The sequence below is a fragment of the Actinospineispora eucalypti genome (assembly GCF_039543365.1).
Lineage (GTDB): Bacteria > Actinomycetota > Actinomycetes > Mycobacteriales > Pseudonocardiaceae > Pseudonocardia > Pseudonocardia eucalypti.
On sequence record NZ_BAABJP010000030.1, the window covers coordinates 1 to 16,852 of the forward strand.

General features: G+C 72.4%; 16 protein-coding genes. 9 read left to right on the top strand and 7 right to left on the bottom strand.

The genetic code is table 11. The features are described from left to right. Positions 1–405: hypothetical protein (locus ABEB12_RS24940; protein ID WP_345703124.1), on the top strand; the 405-nt coding region annotated here is incomplete at its 5' end. Between the two features lie 769 nt (positions 406–1,174). Here ABEB12_RS24940 and ABEB12_RS24945 read toward each other — a convergent pair. Next, positions 1,175–1,648: a carboxymuconolactone decarboxylase family protein gene (locus ABEB12_RS24945; protein ID WP_185062210.1), complete on the bottom strand. Its 474-nt coding sequence runs from the start codon at positions 1,646–1,648 to the stop codon at positions 1,175–1,177. A 46-nt stretch (positions 1,649–1,694) separates the two neighbouring features. Here ABEB12_RS24945 and ABEB12_RS24950 point away from each other — a divergent pair, with 46 nt between their 5' ends. The 3 genes from ABEB12_RS24950 to ABEB12_RS24960 all read left to right on the top strand — a co-directional run bounded on the left by ABEB12_RS24950 (position 1,695) and on the right by ABEB12_RS24960 (position 5,667). After that, complete coding sequence (locus ABEB12_RS24950; protein WP_185062211.1) at positions 1,695–3,065, top strand: aminotransferase class I/II-fold pyridoxal phosphate-dependent enzyme; 1,371 nt, start codon at positions 1,695–1,697, stop codon at positions 3,063–3,065. A gap of 64 nt (positions 3,066–3,129) precedes the next feature. Further along, a complete protein-coding gene (locus ABEB12_RS24955) occupies positions 3,130–4,431 on the top strand; it encodes a DUF1800 domain-containing protein (protein WP_345703125.1) in 1,302 nt (433 codons plus the stop codon). A gap of 21 nt (positions 4,432–4,452) precedes the next feature. Beyond that, entirely contained in the window at positions 4,453–5,667 is a 1,215-nt protein-coding gene (locus tag ABEB12_RS24960; RefSeq protein WP_185062212.1) for a DUF1501 domain-containing protein, read from the top strand. A 3-nt stretch (positions 5,668–5,670) separates the two neighbouring features. Here the strand turns inward: ABEB12_RS24960 and ABEB12_RS24965 are convergent, their stop codons facing one another. Further along, positions 5,671–7,461, bottom strand: coding sequence for a CocE/NonD family hydrolase (locus tag ABEB12_RS24965; RefSeq protein ID WP_185062213.1), 1,791 nt, complete (start codon positions 7,459–7,461; stop codon positions 5,671–5,673). Positions 7,462–7,544: 83 nt separating this feature from the next. On the opposite strand from ABEB12_RS24965, the gene ABEB12_RS24970 reads away from it, so the two are divergent. After that, positions 7,545–8,129, top strand: coding sequence for a class I SAM-dependent methyltransferase (locus tag ABEB12_RS24970; protein WP_185062214.1), 585 nt, complete (start codon positions 7,545–7,547; stop codon positions 8,127–8,129). A gap of 56 nt (positions 8,130–8,185) precedes the next feature. Here the strand turns inward: ABEB12_RS24970 and ABEB12_RS24975 are convergent, their stop codons facing one another. Together ABEB12_RS24975 and ABEB12_RS24980 are read right to left on the bottom strand one after the other, a co-directional pair. After that, positions 8,186–8,884: a maleylpyruvate isomerase family mycothiol-dependent enzyme gene (locus ABEB12_RS24975; protein ID WP_345703126.1), complete on the bottom strand. Its 699-nt coding sequence runs from the start codon at positions 8,882–8,884 to the stop codon at positions 8,186–8,188. Between the two features lie 56 nt (positions 8,885–8,940). Beyond that, positions 8,941–10,305, bottom strand: a complete 1,365-nt coding sequence (locus ABEB12_RS24980; RefSeq protein WP_185062215.1) for an amino acid permease — start codon at positions 10,303–10,305, stop codon at positions 8,941–8,943. 123 nt (positions 10,306–10,428) lie between these two features. On the opposite strand from ABEB12_RS24980, the gene ABEB12_RS24985 reads away from it, so the two are divergent. Next, a complete protein-coding gene (locus tag ABEB12_RS24985) occupies positions 10,429–11,868 on the top strand; it encodes an Nramp family divalent metal transporter (protein WP_185062216.1) in 1,440 nt (479 codons plus the stop codon). Positions 11,869–11,870: 2 nt separating this feature from the next. On the opposite strand, the gene ABEB12_RS24990 is transcribed toward ABEB12_RS24985, so the two are convergent. After that, on the bottom strand, positions 11,871–12,080 hold the full coding sequence (locus ABEB12_RS24990) for a hypothetical protein (protein ID WP_185062217.1): 210 nt from the start codon (positions 12,078–12,080) through the stop codon (positions 11,871–11,873). 139 nt (positions 12,081–12,219) lie between these two features. Between ABEB12_RS24990 and ABEB12_RS24995 the strand changes: the two genes are divergently transcribed. Both ABEB12_RS24995 and ABEB12_RS25000 read left to right on the top strand, forming a co-directional pair. After that, a complete protein-coding gene (locus ABEB12_RS24995) occupies positions 12,220–13,389 on the top strand; it encodes a sensor histidine kinase (RefSeq protein WP_345703127.1) in 1,170 nt (389 codons plus the stop codon). 1 nt (position 13,390) lies between these two features. Further along, positions 13,391–14,059 (top strand): response regulator, encoded by a 669-nt coding sequence (locus ABEB12_RS25000; RefSeq protein ID WP_185063048.1) that lies wholly within the window; start codon positions 13,391–13,393, stop codon positions 14,057–14,059. Between the two features lie 212 nt (positions 14,060–14,271). Here ABEB12_RS25000 and ABEB12_RS25005 read toward each other — a convergent pair whose 3' ends face one another. Further along, positions 14,272–15,159 carry a phytanoyl-CoA dioxygenase family protein gene (locus tag ABEB12_RS25005; RefSeq protein ID WP_221498184.1) on the bottom strand — a complete coding sequence of 296 codons (888 nt, stop codon included), beginning with the start codon at positions 15,157–15,159 and terminating at the stop codon, positions 14,272–14,274. A gap of 29 nt (positions 15,160–15,188) precedes the next feature. Here ABEB12_RS25005 and ABEB12_RS25010 point away from each other — a divergent pair, with 29 nt between their 5' ends. Beyond that, positions 15,189–15,836: an FCD domain-containing protein gene (locus ABEB12_RS25010; protein ID WP_185062218.1), complete on the top strand. Its 648-nt coding sequence runs from the start codon at positions 15,189–15,191 to the stop codon at positions 15,834–15,836. Between the two features lies 1 nt (position 15,837). On the opposite strand, the gene ABEB12_RS25015 is transcribed toward ABEB12_RS25010, so the two are convergent. Next, positions 15,838–16,779 (bottom strand): cupin domain-containing protein, encoded by a 942-nt coding sequence (locus ABEB12_RS25015; RefSeq protein WP_185062219.1) that lies wholly within the window; start codon positions 16,777–16,779, stop codon positions 15,838–15,840. Positions 16,780–16,852 lie beyond the last annotated feature (73 nt).

The window sequence follows — 16,852 nt, forward strand, 5'->3', positions numbered from 1 at the left end:
GGCACGGACCGGCTCGGGGCCGGGGCGCTGGGCACGGACCGGCTCGGGGCCGGGGCGCTGGGCCCGGACCGGGTGGGCGCGGGCCTGGCCGGCGCCGGGGCGCTGGCCGCGCGGACCGGCTTGACCGGCGGCGGTGGAGGCGCTTGCTTCGCCGGCTTGGGCGGCGGCGGTGGGGGCGCCTGCTTCGCCGGCTTGGGCGGCTTCGGGGCCTTGGCCGGCGCGGGGGCCTGTGGCATGGACCGAGCCGGGGCCGGAGGGGCCACGGGGGGCGGCGCCATCGGCGGCGCGGCCGACGCGGTGGCCCCGTTGTTCGTCTGCACCACCGACGGGGTGGCCAGCAACCTGCGCAAATGCTTCTTGCGGGCCAGGATGCCACGCTTCGGCTCCGGCACCAACCTGCGGTAGGCGGAGTTCCGCTTGGGCTCCACCGCGGCCGGCGGAACTGCCGGCGGCACGACGGGCGGCGGGGGTGGCGGGGGCGGCATGGCCACGGGCCGCCGGCCGGGCACGGTCGGGCTCTCGTTGGCCGGAAGTCCGGCGGTGCTCGCACCGTTCGTCCCGTTGGCGGGCGTGCCGGACAACGGCCTTCCGGCCGGCACCGCGAACGGCTCACGGGCGCTGACCTGGGAATCCGCGCCCTCGACCTGGGTACTGGCCGCGGCCCCCGCCTCGGCGCGACGACGCTCGGCCTGGGCGGCCTGGTTCGCGGCCTTGCGGTGCGCGGCGCAGCAGAACTTCCGTGCCGGGCGGCCGGGCCGCTTCTCCGTCACGTTGTTGCAGCCAGGTAGCTCACATACCTGCCTGGAGCCACTCACGGAGCCCCCTCAAGCTTTACCCGGATGACAGCTCTCCCCAGGGTGCCGTGCGCACCGCGTTTCCGCACCTGCTGGCTCGCCGCCCTACGGTCCCTGAATCCCGGGTAGCACACTCACCATCATGGCCAGGGCCACCACGGCGCTGATCGCTATAACGCCCCACCTCAGTACCCGTTTCCGGGTGCGCCGCTTCAGTGGTCCACCTCCAAACTCGGGACCGGAAATTAGTACAACAATAACGGTAGGCGATGCGCTACCAGCGGGGAAAGGGGGTATACCCGACCGAGAGGGCCGTTTCCACCCCGTTATAAGCGTGACCGCCGCCGACTCCGACGTTTGTGGGAGCCGGCGGCGGTCCGCTACGACGATTGTGGCAGCGGCGGGCGCCCGGGCACCGCCAGCCGGTTGAAGCTGTTGATCACCATAATCATCCAACCGACCGCCTGGTACTGGTCTTCGGTGAACACCTTCATCGCCCGCTCGTAGACGTCGTCCGGCACGTCCTGGGTCCGCGGCAGCTGGGTGATCGCCTCGGTCAGCTCCAGCGCCGAGCGCTCCTGCTCGGTGTAGAGCGCGGTTTCCCGCCAGGCGTCCAGCAGGAACAGCCGGCGCGGGTCGACGCCCAGCTTCACCGCGTCGGCGGTGTGCATGTCGAGACAGAAGGCGCACCCGTTCAGCTGGGACGCGCGGATCTTCACCAGCTCCATGAGCACCGGGTCGACGCCGGACCGGTCGCCCGCCCCGGCCACCTCCTCGGACATCTTGAGCAGGGCCTGGAAGGCCTTCGGGATGCCGTTGTTGAGTTGGATTCGCGTTCCGTTCGATGTGGTCATGCCGGCAACGCTAATCCCGACTTGACCACGGATAGAGTCCAGTTCCATGGAGGAAACGTGGTCCAGTTCGGTGGATGCGCACCTCGCGTGGACGCCCGGAGGCGGGCGGCGTGAGCTGGCCAAAGCGGTGCGCGCGGCGATCCGGGAGGGCCGTTGGCGGCCGGGCGCGGTGGTGCCGTCCACCCGGGCACTGGCGCACGACCTCGGAGTCGCCCGGGGCACGGTCACCCGGGTCTACGCCGACCTGGCCGCCGAGGGCTACCTGCACACCAGCCAGGGCGCGCCCACCCGGGTGGCCACGGCCGGCACGGAGCCGCTGGCCGCGCCCGGCCCCGCCGGCCGGGGCGAACGCCGTTGGCGGTGGACCATGATGCCCGGGCGGCCCGACCCCGGGCTGTTCCCGCGCACCGCCTGGCTGGCCGCCACCCGCCGGGTGCTGCAGCACACCGCGAACTCCAGCTTCGACTACGGCGACCCCCGGGGCTCGGTGGTGCTGCGCAACACGCTGGCCGCCTACCTGGCGCGCAGCCGAGGGGTCCGGGTGGACCCGGCGCGGGTGGTGATCAGTTCCGGCTACGGCCAGGGCCTGGTCGCGGTGTGCGCGGCCCTGCGGCAACTGGGCATCGCCGAGACGGCCTTCGAGGACCCGTCGGTCAACCGCTTCCACGAGCTCGCCGAATCGGCCGGGCAACGGGTGGTCGGTGTCCCGGTGGACGGGGACGGCCTGGTGGTCGAGCGGCTGGCCAGCCCGTCGGTGGTGGTCACGGCGGCCCACCAGTCCCCCACCGGCGTGACCCTGGCCCCGCGCCGGCGCACCGCGCTGGTGCGCACCGGTGCGGTGATCGTCGAGGACGACTACGACGGCGAGTTCCGCTACGACCGCCACCAGGTCGGCGCGCTGCAGGCGCTGGCCCCGGAGCGGGTGGTGTACGGCGGCTCGGCCAGCAAGACGCTGTCGCCGTCGCTGCGCCTGGGTTGGCTGGTGCTCCCCCGCTCGCTGGTCGACCCGGTGGTGGCCGCCCTCACCCACACCGGCGGCCCGCCACCGACGATCAACCAGCTGGCGCTGGCCGACCTGATCAGCTCGGGCGGCTACGACCGGCACGTGCGCCGCTGCCGCACCGAGTACCGGTCCCGGCGGGACCGGCTGGTCGCCGCGCTGCCCCCGGGCCTGCCTCCGCCCGGCATCCCCGCCGGCCTGCACCTGCTGCTGTCCTTGTCCCCGGCCACCGAGGCGATGGTGCCGGCCATCGCCCGCCGGCACTCCCTGGAGCTGGCCACCGTGTCGCCGCACCGGTTCGACCCGGACGGCCCGAGCGGCATCGTCATCGGCTACGCGGCCAGCACCCGACCCGCGTTCGGCGGCGCTCTGGACGCCCTGCTGGCGGTGCTCGACGATCTGCCGTGGGACCGCTGAAGAGTCACTGAAGATTGCCCGGACGCGGTGTCCCCGGCCGCGCGCGGTACCTACGGTCGCTCGGGTGAGCGCCAACCCGCTGAGCGACCGTGACGCGATCCGGAGGTTGCTGAACCGGCTGGGGCTGGGCACCGGCCCGGGCCAGCCGGCAACCTCGCCCGGTTTCGAGGCCACCCTCGGCGCGCTGCTCGCGCCCCCGGCCGCGGAGACCGGCCCGCCCGCCCCGGCGTTCACCCCGACGCCCCGGCCCGGCAAGGGGGCCAGCCCGGAGGCCCGCAAGGCCCGGAACCGGGAGTCCGCCGCGGACGGCCGCGAGCTGGGCGTGTGGTGGCTGGACCGGATGGCCGGCACGACGGCGCCGTTCCCGGAGCGGATGGCCTGGTTCTGGCACACCCACTTCGCCACCAGCGTGAAGAAGGTCCGCGACGCCGCGTTCATGTACCAGCAGAACGACACCTTCCGCCGGCTCGGCCGGGGTGACTTCGGCGAGCTGGCCCGGGCGCTGGTGACCGACCCGGCGATGCTGATCTGGCTGGACGGCCAGGGCAACCGGGTGGGCCGGCCGAACGAGAACCTGGCGCGGGAGTTCATGGAACTGTTCACCCTGGGCGTCGGCCACTACACCGAGACCGACGTCCGGGAGGCGGCGCGCGCCCTCACCGGCTGGCGGGTCGACTACACCGACGGCGGGTCGCGGCTGGTGCCACGGGCCCACGACCCCGGCCCGGAGACCGTGCTCGGCCGCCCCGCCGGTTACGACGCCGCCACCCTGGTGGATCACCTGGTGGCCCAACCCGACTCGCCCCGGTTCCTGGCCGGCCGGGTGTGGACCCGGTTCGTCTCGGACACCCCACCGGACCCGGCCACCACCGACCGCCTGGTGCGCGCCTACGGCCCGGGCCGCGACATCACCGCCATGGTCCGCGCGGCGGTGCTCGACCCGGCGTTCCGGGACCCCGCCTCGGTACTGGTCAAGGAACCGGTCCTGTGGCTGGTCGGCGCGCTGCGGGCGCTGCGGCTGACCGCGTCCTCGGTGCCGGAGCAGGCCCTGCGCGCGGGCCTGGTCGGCCTCGGCCAGGTTCCGTTCGCGCCCCCGGACGTGGGTGGCTGGCCGGCCGGCGCCCGCTGGCTGACCACCGCCTCCGCGCTGGCCCGCCTCCGGCTGGCGCGGCAGCTGGCCGGCCGGGGCGACATCTCGCCGGTGCGCACGGCCGCGCCGGCCGACCGGATTGCCGCCACCGCCGAGCTGCTCGGGCTGGCCGCCTTCACCGAGCGCACGGCCACCGCCCTGCGGCCACTGGCCGAAGATCCGGAGCAACTGGTCACGCTGGCCATGGCCAGCCCCGAGTACGCCGTCAGCGGCTGACCCGAAGGGAACCCACCGACCATGCCTCCAGCGCTCAACCGCCGAAAGTTCCTCGCCTGGTCCGGGGCCGCCGCGGTCGCCGCCGCCGGCGCGGGTTACGGGCTGGACGCGCTGCTGCGCCGGGCCGGCACCGATCCGCTGCCCCCCGGTGCCGGGGTGCTGGTGGTGCTCACCATGTACGGCGGCAACGACGGGCTGAACACCGTGATCCCGGCCGGCGACGGCGCGTACCAGAGCGCCCGGCCCGACCTGGCCTATGCCGAGGACGAGGTGCTGCCGCTGGCCGAGGGGCTAGGTCTCAACCCCGGCATGCCCGGGATGAAAGCGCTGTGGGACGACCACCGGCTGGCGATCGTGCGGGGCGTCTCCTACCCGAAACCGGACCGCAGCCACTTCCGTTCGATGGACATCTGGCAGTCCGCGTCGCCGGACCAGCCCGACTCCACCGGTTGGCTGGGCCGCTGGCTGGACCACAACGGCGGAGACCCGCTGCACGCGGTCTCCCTGGACCCCGTGCTGCCGCCGATGCTGGCCGGGGCGACCACCGCCGGCGCCGCACTGCCCGCCGCCGGCGTCGCGCTGCCGTCCGGGGCCCTCGGCACGGCGTTTCGCGCCATGGGCCACCCGGCGCCGGGTGAACCGGTCCACCAGTCCACCGCCGCCCGCGCCATCGCCGACCTGCATCGCGCCGCAACCACGCTGGGACCGGCCCTCGGGGACGCCCCACCGGCCAAGGGGAAGGGCAAGCGGGCCGCCGGCCAGCTGGCCGAGGAGCTGGACCTGGTCGCCGCCTGCATCGATCTCGGCGCACCGAGCAGGGTCTACTCGGTGAGCATCGGCGGGTTCGACACGCACACCGCGGAGCGCGCCACCCAGCAGCGGCTGCTCGCCGAGGTGGACGGCGCGGTGTCCGGCTTCCTCGGCCGGATGGCCGACTCCGACCGGGGCCGGAACGTGGTGCTGGTGGCCTACTCCGAGTTCGGCCGCCGGGTGGCCGCCAACGCCAACCAGGGCACCGACCACGGCACCGCCGGCCCGGTCTTCGTGGCCGGCCCTTCGGTGCGCGGTGGGTTCCAGGGCGCGCAGCCCAGCCTCACCGACCTGACCAACGGCGACCTCAAGCCGACCACCGACTTCCGCGACGTCTACGCCACCCTGTTGGCCGGTGTCCTCGGCGCCGACCCGGAGCCGGTGCTCGGACCGGGCCGCACCACACTGCCCCTGCTCAACAGCTGATGCTCAGCGGCAGTCGCGGAGGGCGCCGGGGAGCGGGAAGTCGGCCCGGGTGCCGGTGGCCAGATGGCCGCCCGCGTCGAACGGCGCCTGCTTCCGGTAGTCGTCCAGGAACACCGAGGACCTGCCGGGCAGCTCGTCGGACCGCCGGCAGGCCAGGAAGGGCAGCTCCACCGAGCTGCCGTCCAGCACCCGCACCGGCAGCGCGGTCGGCACCGGCCTCCACCACTCCTTGTTCGACGAGGTCACCAGCACGCCGATGCGGTGGCCGGCGGGCAGCAGCCAGTCGTTGCCAAGCAACGGGAAGGACGGCCCGGGGGTCGCGGTGCGCAGCGACGTGCCCCGGCTGACCAGGGTGGCCCGGTTGTCCGGCGCGATGTCGTACACGTTGACCACCACGTTGGCGGCGGCCAGCCCCTCGGTCCTCAGGCGGGCCTTGGGCACCCCGGCGAGATGCGCGTCGTGCTCCAGCGGCGGCGAGATGGTCCAGACGCCGTCGCCGGTGACCAGGCCGCTGCCGCCGCCGTTGGTGCCGTTGTTCAGGGCGGTGTCCAGGTAGCTGCCCGGACGCAGCGGCACGGTGACGTCCCTGGCGTCGGCCGGCGGCCAGGTCTTCTCCGCCCGCCACGAGCCGTCCGAGGTCTGCACCACCACCGACGGGTCCCGCTGGTCCGGCGACTCGTCCTTGAGGTAGCGGTCGTACCAGCGCATCACCTCGTCGAACCAGCCGTCACGGCCGATCTTCAACCGGCCCTCACGGGTCTTCTCGCCGCCGCGCACGTGGTCCCACATGCCGAACCAGGCGCGCTTCGGGCCGGCCAGCTCGCGGTAGAAGTCGAACGCGCCGTCCGGCTTGGTGTTCGGCTCCAGGAAGCCCTGGGTGAGCAGCACCGGGACCTTGGAGCCGCGCGCCTTGGCGATCAGGTCCCGGTCCCGCCAGTACTTGGCGCCGTGGTCGCTGTCCTGCTGGTCCAGCCAGTTCAGGGCCGGGCAGCCGGGCCGCTGCAGGTCGTTCACCGAGTTCATCAGGTAGCTCGGCCGGTCGCCGAGCAGCATGCCGGGTGAGCCGGCGATGCCGTCGTAGAGCGCGGGCGTGGCCAGTGAGTTGTTGTAGCGGACCCGGTTCGAGTACAAGTACCGGTACATGTCGTACACCGGCTCCTGGGAGACCACCGCCTCCAGCCCGCGCGGCGCGAGCGCGGCGCCGACCAGCCCGGTGACCCCGTCGTAGGACTTGCCGTACAGCCCGACCTTGCCGGTGGACCACGGCTGGCGGGCCGCCCATTCCACGGCGGTCTTCACGTCCGACTGCTCGCCGGGGCCGACCCAGTCCAGGCAGCCCTGGCTGCCGCCGAACCCGCGCAGGTCCACCATCACGAAGGTGTAGCCGCGCTCCATCAGCTTGCCGTTCACGACCAGGTCGTAGAACCGGTCGGACGGCCGCGCCTTGCCCAGGCCCACCGGCTGGTACCCGACGCCCTGCAGCGGCCCGATCGGGCCGGTCTGGCCGGAGTGGTTGAAGTACGGGCCGATGGAGACGATCACCGGAGTCTTCGCGTCGGCCGGCAGCCGGGACGGGCGCAGCACGTCGGCGTGCAGCCGCGGGCCGTCCGGGGTGCGCAGGTAGTGCTCGGTCCAGGTGGCGCCGGGCGGGACCGGGGCCGCTTGCGGGATCACCGGCACGGGGTCGGCGTTCACCTTCGCCACCAGGGTGCCGACCCCGGTCAGCAGGGCGACGGCGACAACAAGGACGAGGAGTCGACGCGCCCAGCTCGGCGCCCAAGATCGCGGGTCCATCGCGCGACCCAACGAGGCCGATAACGACTCGGATACGACGATCCACTCCACCGAGCGTTCACCCTGATCCCTAGGATGAACTGATGGACGAACGGGTGCGCGGCGTGATCGACACCGTCACGGGCGAGGGCGAGCGGCACGACGCCAGCGAGCCGGACCGGTTGAAGCGCTGGCGGGTCCTGGAGACCGACGCCGGCGAGCTGGTCTGGTTCCTGGTGCACCTGACCAAGGCCCGGAACATCGTGGAGATCGGCACCTCGCGGGGCGTCTCCACGCTCTGGCTGGCCGAGGCGGCCCGGACCACCGGCGGCCGGGTGCAGAGCGTGGACCTGGACCCGGACAGCCAGGCGCTGGCGCTGCGCCACCTCACCCAGGCGGGCGTGGCCGACCTGGTCGACTTCAGGGTCGGCGACGGCGGCGCGCTGCTGGCCGGCCTGCCCGACGAATCGGTCGACCTGCTCTTCCTGGACTCCGAGCGGACCGAGTACGCCGGCTGGTGGCCGCACCCGGTGCGCGTGCTGCGCCCGGGTGGCCTGTTGATCGCCGACAACGCGCTGTCCCACCCGACCGAGATGGCCCCGCTGGGCAAGCTGGTGGAGGCCGAGCCCCGGCTCACCGCGACCACGCTGAACATCGGCAAGGGCGAACTCATCGCCGTCCGCGCCTAGCCCGCCAAAACTGCCACCCAGCGGCCCCGTCCTAGCTGGTCTTTAACCCGCACCGCTCACAACCAGCGGGGCAGCTCCGGGAGCCCGGGCCGCTCGGTCCGGCCGGTGAGCCAGGCAGCCAGGTCGGCCACCGGCAGCTCCACGTGGTGGGCCGGTCCGGCGCCGTCCACCCGCCAGCGGTCCGGGGCGTCGCGAGCCGCCAGCTCCAAAGCCGGGCCGTTCCCCTTCGCACCCCGCCACGTCGCCAGGTCACCCACCAGGGCAACGCAGAACTCCGTGGGCAGGTGGGAGAAGTCGTAACCGGCGGCGAGGTCCACCAAGTGCACGCAGGTCTCCCTGGCTCGCAGCCACGGAATCGTCGTGGCCGGGACGGTCCGGCCCTGGGCGGTGATCACCTCGGCGTCCCACGCGGCGCCGCCGAGACCGTCCAGGCCGGCGGCCAGCTCGGCGGCCGAACGGCGAACCCAGGCGCGCAGTTCCGGGCCGGCCATCGCGGCGCCGGACTCGATGTCCGCGTCCCGCTGGCCGGCGGAGGCGTACATCCGCGACTCCACCCCGGTGCGGGCCCAGGACACCAGCCGGCCCAGCGCCTCGGCGTTCCCGGCCAGGTGCGCCAGCAGGTGGCCCCTGGTCCAGCCGGGCAGGGCGCACGGGGCCTTCAGGTCGGCGTCGTCCAGGCCGTCCAGCGCGTCCAGCACCAGCGCGGTGCCCTGGCGCGCCCAGTCGATCGTCTGCTCCTTCGCGGGGATCGTCACGCACACAACCTAAAGCCGCGCGGCGCCGGCGGCCGGACAGTTCTGGAGCGCGGAACTCAGTCACCGGTGTACATCGGCGGCGGCTCCCGGCGGAACAGCCGGGTGAGCCAGAGCAGGTAGGCGAAGCCCAGCACCAGCCACACCAGCCCGATCTCCCAGGTCAACCCGGACAGCTGGGTCCACAGCCAGAAGGTCACCAGCACCCCGAGCAGCGGCAGCAGCCCGTAGTTGACCAGGTCCGGCCCGGACCGGCGGCCGCCGTCGACCACGTAGTGCTTGATCACCGTCAGGTTCACCGCCAGGAAGGCGACCAGCGCGCCGAACGAGATGATCGAGGACGCGGTGGCCAGGTCCACGAACAGCGCGGAGAGCCCGAACAGGCCGGCGACCAGGTTGGCCACGACCGGCGTGCGGAACCTCGGGTGCAGCCGGGCGAACGCGCCGCGCGGCAGGCTGCCGTCCCGCCCCATGGCGAACAGCACCCGGGACACGCTGGCCTGGCTGGCCATCGCGCAGGCGAACGCGGCGGCCACGAAGCAGGCGGTGAAGAACGCGTTCAGCAGGTCGCCGCCGACCGCGATCATCACGTCCGAGCTGGCCACGTCCTGGTGGTCGGCGAACCGGGCGAAGTCCGGGAACGCCAGGTGGCCCAGGTAGGACTGGAAGACGTAGACCACCCCGCCGACCAGCGCACACAGCAGGATCGCCTTGGGGATGCGGGCCCGGGGGTCCCGGGTCTCCTCGGACAGCGTGGACACCGCGTCGAAGCCCAGGAAGGACAGCGCCAGGATCGCCGCGCCGGCCGTGATCAGCCCCGCGTCCGCGCCCGGGCCGAGGAACGGCGCGCTGTAGGAAGCCGGCCGGGCACCACCGGCCAGGTGCGCGACCACCAGCGCGGCGAACACCCCGATGAACACGAACTGGACTGCCACCAGTACCGCGTTCATCCCGGCCAGCAGGCGCACCCCGAGAATGTTCAGCCCGGTGACCAGCAGCACCGCCAGCACGATCCACGCCGCTTGCGGCACGGCGGGGAACTGTGGCGCCAGGTAGAGCCCGATGACCAGATAGTTGATCATCGGCAGCAGGATGTAGTCCAGCATCATCGCCCAACCGACCATGAAGCCCACCGGCCGGCCGAACGAGGCCGAGGCGTACGAGTAGGCCGAGCCGGCGATCGGCTGGGCCACCACCATCCGTCCGTAGCTGTGCGCGGTGAACAGCATGGCCACCGTGGTCACGATGTAGGCGGCGGGCAGGTGGCCCTGGGTGGACGTGGTCACCACGCCGTAGGTGGTCCACACGGTGAGCGGCACCATGTAGGCGAGCCCGAAGAACAGCAGCGCGGGCAGACCGAGCACCCGGCGCAGCTTCGGCTCGGTGGCGGCGGCCTCAGTGGTTCGCTCGTCGCCGACGGCCATGTCGGCACCCCCTCGCTACCCGATGCCAATCAGGGCACTCTAGCCCCGCGACCGGCACATTTCGCCCCTTGACCTCGAGCTGGTATGAGGCTAGACACACCCCAGATGACGAGGGGGAAATCGATGGCCGAACCCGACCGCAACGAGGCGGTCTCCACCGATCCAGCCGAACAGTTCCCGACCAAGTACCTGCCCCGCCCCGAGGTGCGTGACCTGCCGGCGCCGCCGGACCGGCAGTGGCGCTACGTCGGCCCGGGCATCGTCGCCGCCGGAGTCGGGCTGGCCAGCGGCGAGTTCATCCTCTTTCCCTACATCGCCACCCAGGTCGGGCTGACCTTCGTCTGGGCGGCGTTCGTCGGGCTGATCACCCAGTACTTCCTGAACATGGAGATCGAGCGGTACACCCTGGCCACCGGGGAAACCGCGATCACCGGGTTCAACCGGCTGTGGAAGCACTGGGGCCTGGTGTTCGCCCTGCTGGCCTACTTCGCCAACATCTGGCCGGCCTGGGCAACCAGCTCGGCCACGCTGTTCACCTACGCCTTCGGCGGCGACGCGCCGACCGTGGCGATGGTCATCCTGGTGCTGGTCGGGTTGATCCTCACCCTGGCCCCGGTGGTGTACACCGCCCTGGAGCGGGCGCAGATGGTCAAGGTGGCGGCAGTGCTGCTGCTCATCGTGGTCGGGGCGTTCCTGGCCATCGGGCCGGCCTGGGCTGACAGTCCCCAGATCATCACGCAGCCCCGGTTCCCCGCCGCCGAGCTGGGCTTCGCGGTGCTCATGGGCGCGCTGGCGTTCGCCGGGGCCGGCGGCGGGCAGAACCTGGTGCAGAGCAACTGGATCCGGGACAAGGGCTTCGGCATGGGCCACTACGTGCCCAAGATTGTCTCCCCGCTGACCAGGGAACCCGAGGCCAGGGGCCGGGTGGGCTACGTGTTCCCGCCCACCGAGCGGAACCTGGAGCACTGGCGGGGCTGGTGGCGCTTCGCCAGCCGCGAACAGCTGCTCACCTTCGTGCTGATCTCATTCCTGTCCATCCTGTTCACCTCGCTGCTGGCCTACGCCACGGTGTTCGGCAACGCGGGGGTGCGCAACAACATCTCGTTCCTGAAGATCGAGGGCGAGGTGCTGATGGGCAGCGTGGGCACCTGGTTCGGCTACTTCTTCTGGCTGGTCGGCGCGGTGGCCCTGTTCTCGGCCGCGCTGGGCATCGTGGACTACACCAGCCGGCTGGCCGCCGACGTGCTGAAGACGATGTACTTCCCGGAGGCCTCGGAGAGCAAGATGTACGCGGGGCTGGTCTGGGGCCTGGTGGTGATCGGCATCGCCGTCATCGCGGCCGGTTTCTCCCAGCCGATCGTGCTGGCCGTGATCGCCGCGTGCACCGGCGGCACGATGATGTTCATCTACTCCGGGCTGCTGATCGCCATCAACCGGAAGATGCTGCCCAAGCCGATCCGCATCGGAGGTTTCCGGCTGGCCGCGCTGGTCTGGTCCATCCTGCTGTTCGGCGTGCTCGCGGTGCTCACGCTGTGGCAGCAGATCGGCAACCTGCTGGGGTGAGCTCAGCCGGCGGCCGAGGCGTTCGCCGCGAGGACCAGCGCGACGCCGAGCGTGACCATCAACAGGCAGCCGTACAGCTGGTAACCGCCGAACACCCCGGTGCGGGTGAGCAGCAGGGCGCCCAGCCACGGCAGGGTGACGAACCGGTCCACCACGCCGCAGGCGCCCTGCAGCGCGATCACCGCGCCGAGCACCCGCAGCAACATCCGCACGAACGGCAACGGTAAGTCGCGACGCCGGTACTCCGCGTCGGTCCGCGGATGGCGCCGGGCGAGACCAAGGTATTCCGCCCGGCAACTTCGGTCGCGCGGTGCACGGGGTGCCCGCCGGCGGGAGGTAGGTTCTCCAGGCGTGACCGTGCGGCGCACCAGGCGGGACTGGCTGCTGGACCTCGGGGCGTTCCTGCTCGCCGCCGGGGCCGGTGCGCTCATGTCCATCGGCCGGGTGGACGACCCGACGCTGCCGCACTGGATGTTCATCGCCGACCAGATCACCGGCGCGGTGGCCTGCGCCGCGCTGTGGTTGCGCCGCCGCTACCCGTTCGCCCTCGGCATCCTGCTGATGCTCCTGACCACCTACTCCGAGACGGCCGGCGCCGCCTCGGCGGTCGCGCTGTTCACGGTCACCGTGCGCCGGCCGGTCCGCGAGGGCGCGATCGTCGCCGCGCTCGGTGTGCTCACCATCCCGGTGTTCCTGGTCCTGCGCCCGGACCCGGACGCACCGTGGTGGTACCTGATGGTCTTCGGCACCGCGGTCACCCTGGCGGTATTCGGCTGGGGCATCGCGGTGCGGCAACGCCTGGAGCTGATCCAGTCGCTGCGGGACCGGGCGGCGCGCGCCGAGTCGGAGGCGGCGCTGCACGCCGAGGCCGCCCAGGCGCTGGCCCGCGAGCAGATCGCCCGCGAGATGCACGATGTGCTGGGCCACCGGCTGTCGCTGCTCAGCGTGCAGGCCGGGGCGCTGGAGTACCGCAAGAACGCCGCGCCCGGGGAGGTTGCCCAGGCGGCTTCGGTGATCCGGGCCAGCGCCCACCAGGCCCTGCAGGACCTGCGCGAGGTGATCGGCGTGCTGCGCGCCCCGGTCGGCGAGCTGCCCCAGCCCACCTTCGCCGACCTGGACGAGCTGGTCGCCGAGTCACGCCGGGCCGGCATGCGGGTCACCGTGCACGAGCGGCTGGACACCGCCGTCCACCCGGTCCCGGACAGCCTCGGCCGCACCGCGTACCGGATCGTGCAGGAGGCGCTGACCAACGCCCGCAAGCACGCTCCCGGGGCCGACGTCACCGTCGAGCTCTCCGGCTGCCCGAGGCACGGAATGCACATCGAGGTGGCCAACGCGGTCCCGCCGCTCATGCGGGAGGAGATGCCGCCGGCCACCACCGGCCAGGGGTTGATCGGCCTGACCGAGCGGGCCGCGCTGGCCGGCGGCTACCTGGCGTACCAGCAGGCGGGTACCGGCATGTGGCTGCACGGGCCGGTCCGCTGGCGGTTGTGGGCCTGGTTACCGTGGCCCGGTGAATGACGTGCAAGATCCGAGCGGGCCGGTGCGGGTGCTGCTGGTGGACGACGACCCGATGGTGCGGGCCGGGTTGACCATGATGCTGTCCGGCACCGACCAACTGGTCGTGGTCGCCCAGGCCGGCGACGGCGCCGAGGTGCCCGACCTGGTCAACCGCCACCGGCCGGACGTGGTGCTGATGGACATCCGGATGCCCCGGATGGACGGGCTGGCCGCCACCGAGCGGCTGCGGGCCACGCCGGACCCGCCCGAGGTGATCATTCTGACCACCTTCGACGCCGACCAGCACGTGCTGCGCGCGCTGCGCGCCGGCGCGGCCGGCTTCCTGCTCAAGGACACCCCGCCGGAGGAGATCGTCACGGCGGTCAGCCGGGTCGCGCGCGGGCAGCCGGTGCTCTCTCCTTCGGTCACCCGCCGGCTGATGGCCCGGGTCGCCGAGTCGGACCGCGACGACCGCCGCGGCGTCGCCGAGGGGCGGCTGGCCCTGCTCACCGAGCGGGAACGGGACATCGCGATCAGGGTCGGCGAGGGCATGTCCAACGCCGAGATCGGCCGTGCGGTCTACCTCAGTGTGCCCACCGTGAAGACCCACATCTCCCGCATCCTCACCAAGCTGGACCTCAACAACCGGGTGCAGATCGCCCTACTCGTGCACGACGCCTACGACTCCTGAAACCACGCACCAGCCCAAGAATCGGCTTGGACGGCATCGCTGGGTGGTCTGCCGTGGCTTGGGTGCGGCCCGTTCCGTTCGCTCTGTCCGTGACGCACGGTGACACCTGCTCGGAAGGGGGTGATCGCCGTTAGTGGCGGTTCAGCGTCGAATATCGAGGCTAGACCGCCAAAATTAGCGATCGTTCCACGATCTCCTCATCGCGTTACACCTCAGCCGCCGGGCGGCGTTTCGCGCTGTTGGAGGGCGAACAGGCTGGTGTAGCCGCCCGACCAGTCCGGCGGGACCAGGCAGGGCCGGGGGTCGTGCACCGCCCAGCGGGCCGGCTCACCCCGCACGATCTCGCCGGCGTGGCTGCTGTTCAGCGGGTTGGCCGTGTAGGTCATGGCGTTGGCCGCGCTGTAGATGTTGAGCAGCAGGGGCCGGCCGAGATCGGACTCGTTGCGGGCCGAGCAGTGCAGGGTGCGGCAGTTGTGCACGGTCACCGAGCCGGCCGGCCCCGGCAGGTAGACCGCCCGCTCGGCCGGCACGGTGGCCGCGTCGGGCTCGGACAGTGAGCCGGTCCAGGTGCCGTCCGCGTCGTACAGGTCGTACAGCGGCCCTTGGTGGCTGCCCGGGAGCACGCCCAGCGGGGCCTGCGCCATGGAGCAGTCGTAGAGATAGGTGCCGAAGGTGAGCGGCGTGTAGTTGGTGTGCGGCCAGTACTGGATGTCCTGGTGCCACTTGACCTCGGCGCCCCCGCGCGCCCACTTGAAGTTCAGCTTCGAGTGGTGGAACTTCACGTCCGGCCCGACCAGGTCGGCCGCGATGTCCGCCAGCAACGAGTCCCGGGCGTACGCCCAGTAGTCGGGGTGCTGGTCCACCGGGCTGGTCACCCGGCGCAGCCTGGGCTCCCCCTCGGTGTGGTTCGGTTCCAGGTCGAACACCGCGTCGGACGCGGTCAGCGACCGGCTGCGCTCGATCATCCGGTCGGTGGCCTCGCGCAGCCGGGTCAGCCAGTCCAGCGGGATGATCTCTTCCAGCAGCAGGTAGCCGTTGGCAAAGTAGAACTCCCGCTGCTCCTCGGTGAGCATTGCGTCGTCGCCTCCCCTTGCCGACAACTCATATATCTCTTTGTAAGCTAGGTCACGTGTTAGTTCATGACAACCCACCGACCCGCTCCCTGGCGGAGACGGCGTACCGGGAGATCCGGGACCTGCTGGTCACCGTGCGGATCCGGCCCGGGGCACCGCTCTCCGAGGAGCAGCTCACCCGGCAGTTGGGTATGGGGCGCACCCCCGTGCGCGAGGCCATCAAGCGGCTGGAGGCGGAGCGCCTGGTGGTCGTCTATCCGCGCCGGGGCATGTTCGCCACCGAGATCCACCTGTCCGACCTGGAGCTGCTCACCGCCGTTCGCGCCCCGCTCGAGGGCGAGGCCGCGTTCCACGCCGCCCGCCGGCTGTTCCGCGCCGACCGGGAGCGGCTGCGGGCGCTGCGCGACGAGGCCGGGCACTGCGCCGCCGGCGCGGCGGCGGAGATCGACCTGGACAGCCGGGTGCACCGGGCGATCTACGACGCGGCGCACAACCCGTACCTGGCGGCCACCCTTGAGCAGTACTACAACCTGATCCTGCGCATCTGGCACTTCGGCCTGGACCGGCTGCCCGAGGTGACCAGCCACATCGCCGAACTGGTGCCGCTGCTGGACGCCGTGCTCGCCGGCGCGGCCGACCAGGCTCGCGCGCTGGCCGTCGAGCACGTCGTCAGCTTCCAGCGGGAGGTCTCCGCCGCCCTGTGAGTCAGCTGGCCACCAGCCGCGCGCGGTGTTCCTTCGGGCTGATCCCGCGCACCCGCTTGAACGCGGCGCTCAGCGCGAACGCGCTGCCGTAGCCCACCCGCCGGGCCACCGCCTCCAGGGTGGCCTCCGGTTCGGCCAGCAGGTCGGCGGCCAGTGCCAGCCGCCAGCCGGTGAGGAAGGCCATCGGCGGTTCGCCGACCTGCTCGGCGAACCGCCGGGCCAGCGCGGCCCGGGACACCCCGGTCGCCGTGGCCAGCTCGGCCACGGTCCACGGGTGCGCCGGGTTGTGGTGCAGCAGGTGCAGCGCCGGGCCGACCACCGGATCGTCGTAGGCCCGGTACCAGGCCGGCGCCGCCGAGCCGTGCCGGGCGAACCAGGTCCGCAGCGCGGAGATCACCAACAGGTCCAGCAGCCGGTCCAGCACCACCTCCTGGCCGGGTTCCGCCTTGCCGATCTCGTCGGCCAGCATCCCGACCAGCGGGCTCTCCCAGGCATCGGCCGGCAGCACCAGCACCGCCGGCAGTGCCCGCAGCAGGCGCTGGCTCACCTCTCCGTCCAGCTGGTAAGTGCCGACCAGCATCATCGACTCGCCGTTCGGGTTGTTGCCCCAGCCGCGGATGCCCAGGTGCATCGCCTCGGCCAGGGACACCCCGCTCAGGGTGGTGCAGTGTCCGCCCGGATGGATCACCGCCTGGGGCGGCGTGCCGGGCCGGTCGGTCACCGTGTAGGGGTCCGGCCCCCGGTTGATCACGATGTCCCCCGGCCCCAACCGGACCGCGTCACCATCGTCCGGCACCACCCAGGCATGCCCGCGCACGAGCGCGGTCAGGCACAGCGGCGCGCGGTCCTCGATGCGCAGCGACCACGGCGGGTCGAGCACGCAGCGCATCAGGAAGGCGCCCTTCGCGCGGGGTCCGTCGAGCAGGCCGGCCAAGGCGTCCATACCTCGCAGGGTAGACGCAGAAACATGTATCTGGGTAGCTCAACCATGTTCCGTCTCGCCTCCGGCCGGTTCA

What these genes read in the sequence shown, in the direction of transcription:
- ABEB12_RS25015 (WP_185062219.1), bottom strand. Translation starts at nt 16,779, where the DNA reads ATGGACGCCTTGGCCGGCCTGCTCGACGGACCCCGCGCGAAGGGCGCC.
- ABEB12_RS24960 (WP_185062212.1), top strand. Translation starts at nt 4,453, where the DNA reads ATGCCTCCAGCGCTCAACCGCCGAAAGTTCCTCGCCTGGTCCGGGGCC.
- ABEB12_RS24950 (WP_185062211.1), top strand. Translation starts at nt 1,695, where the DNA reads ATGGAGGAAACGTGGTCCAGTTCGGTGGATGCGCACCTCGCGTGGACG.
- ABEB12_RS24970 (WP_185062214.1), top strand. Translation starts at nt 7,545, where the DNA reads ATGGACGAACGGGTGCGCGGCGTGATCGACACCGTCACGGGCGAGGGC.
- ABEB12_RS24965 (WP_185062213.1), bottom strand. Translation starts at nt 7,461, where the DNA reads ATGGACCCGCGATCTTGGGCGCCGAGCTGGGCGCGTCGACTCCTCGTC.
- ABEB12_RS24985 (WP_185062216.1), top strand. Translation starts at nt 10,429, where the DNA reads ATGGCCGAACCCGACCGCAACGAGGCGGTCTCCACCGATCCAGCCGAA.
- ABEB12_RS24945 (WP_185062210.1), bottom strand. Translation starts at nt 1,648, where the DNA reads ATGACCACATCGAACGGAACGCGAATCCAACTCAACAACGGCATCCCG.
- ABEB12_RS24980 (WP_185062215.1), bottom strand. Translation starts at nt 10,305, where the DNA reads ATGGCCGTCGGCGACGAGCGAACCACTGAGGCCGCCGCCACCGAGCCG.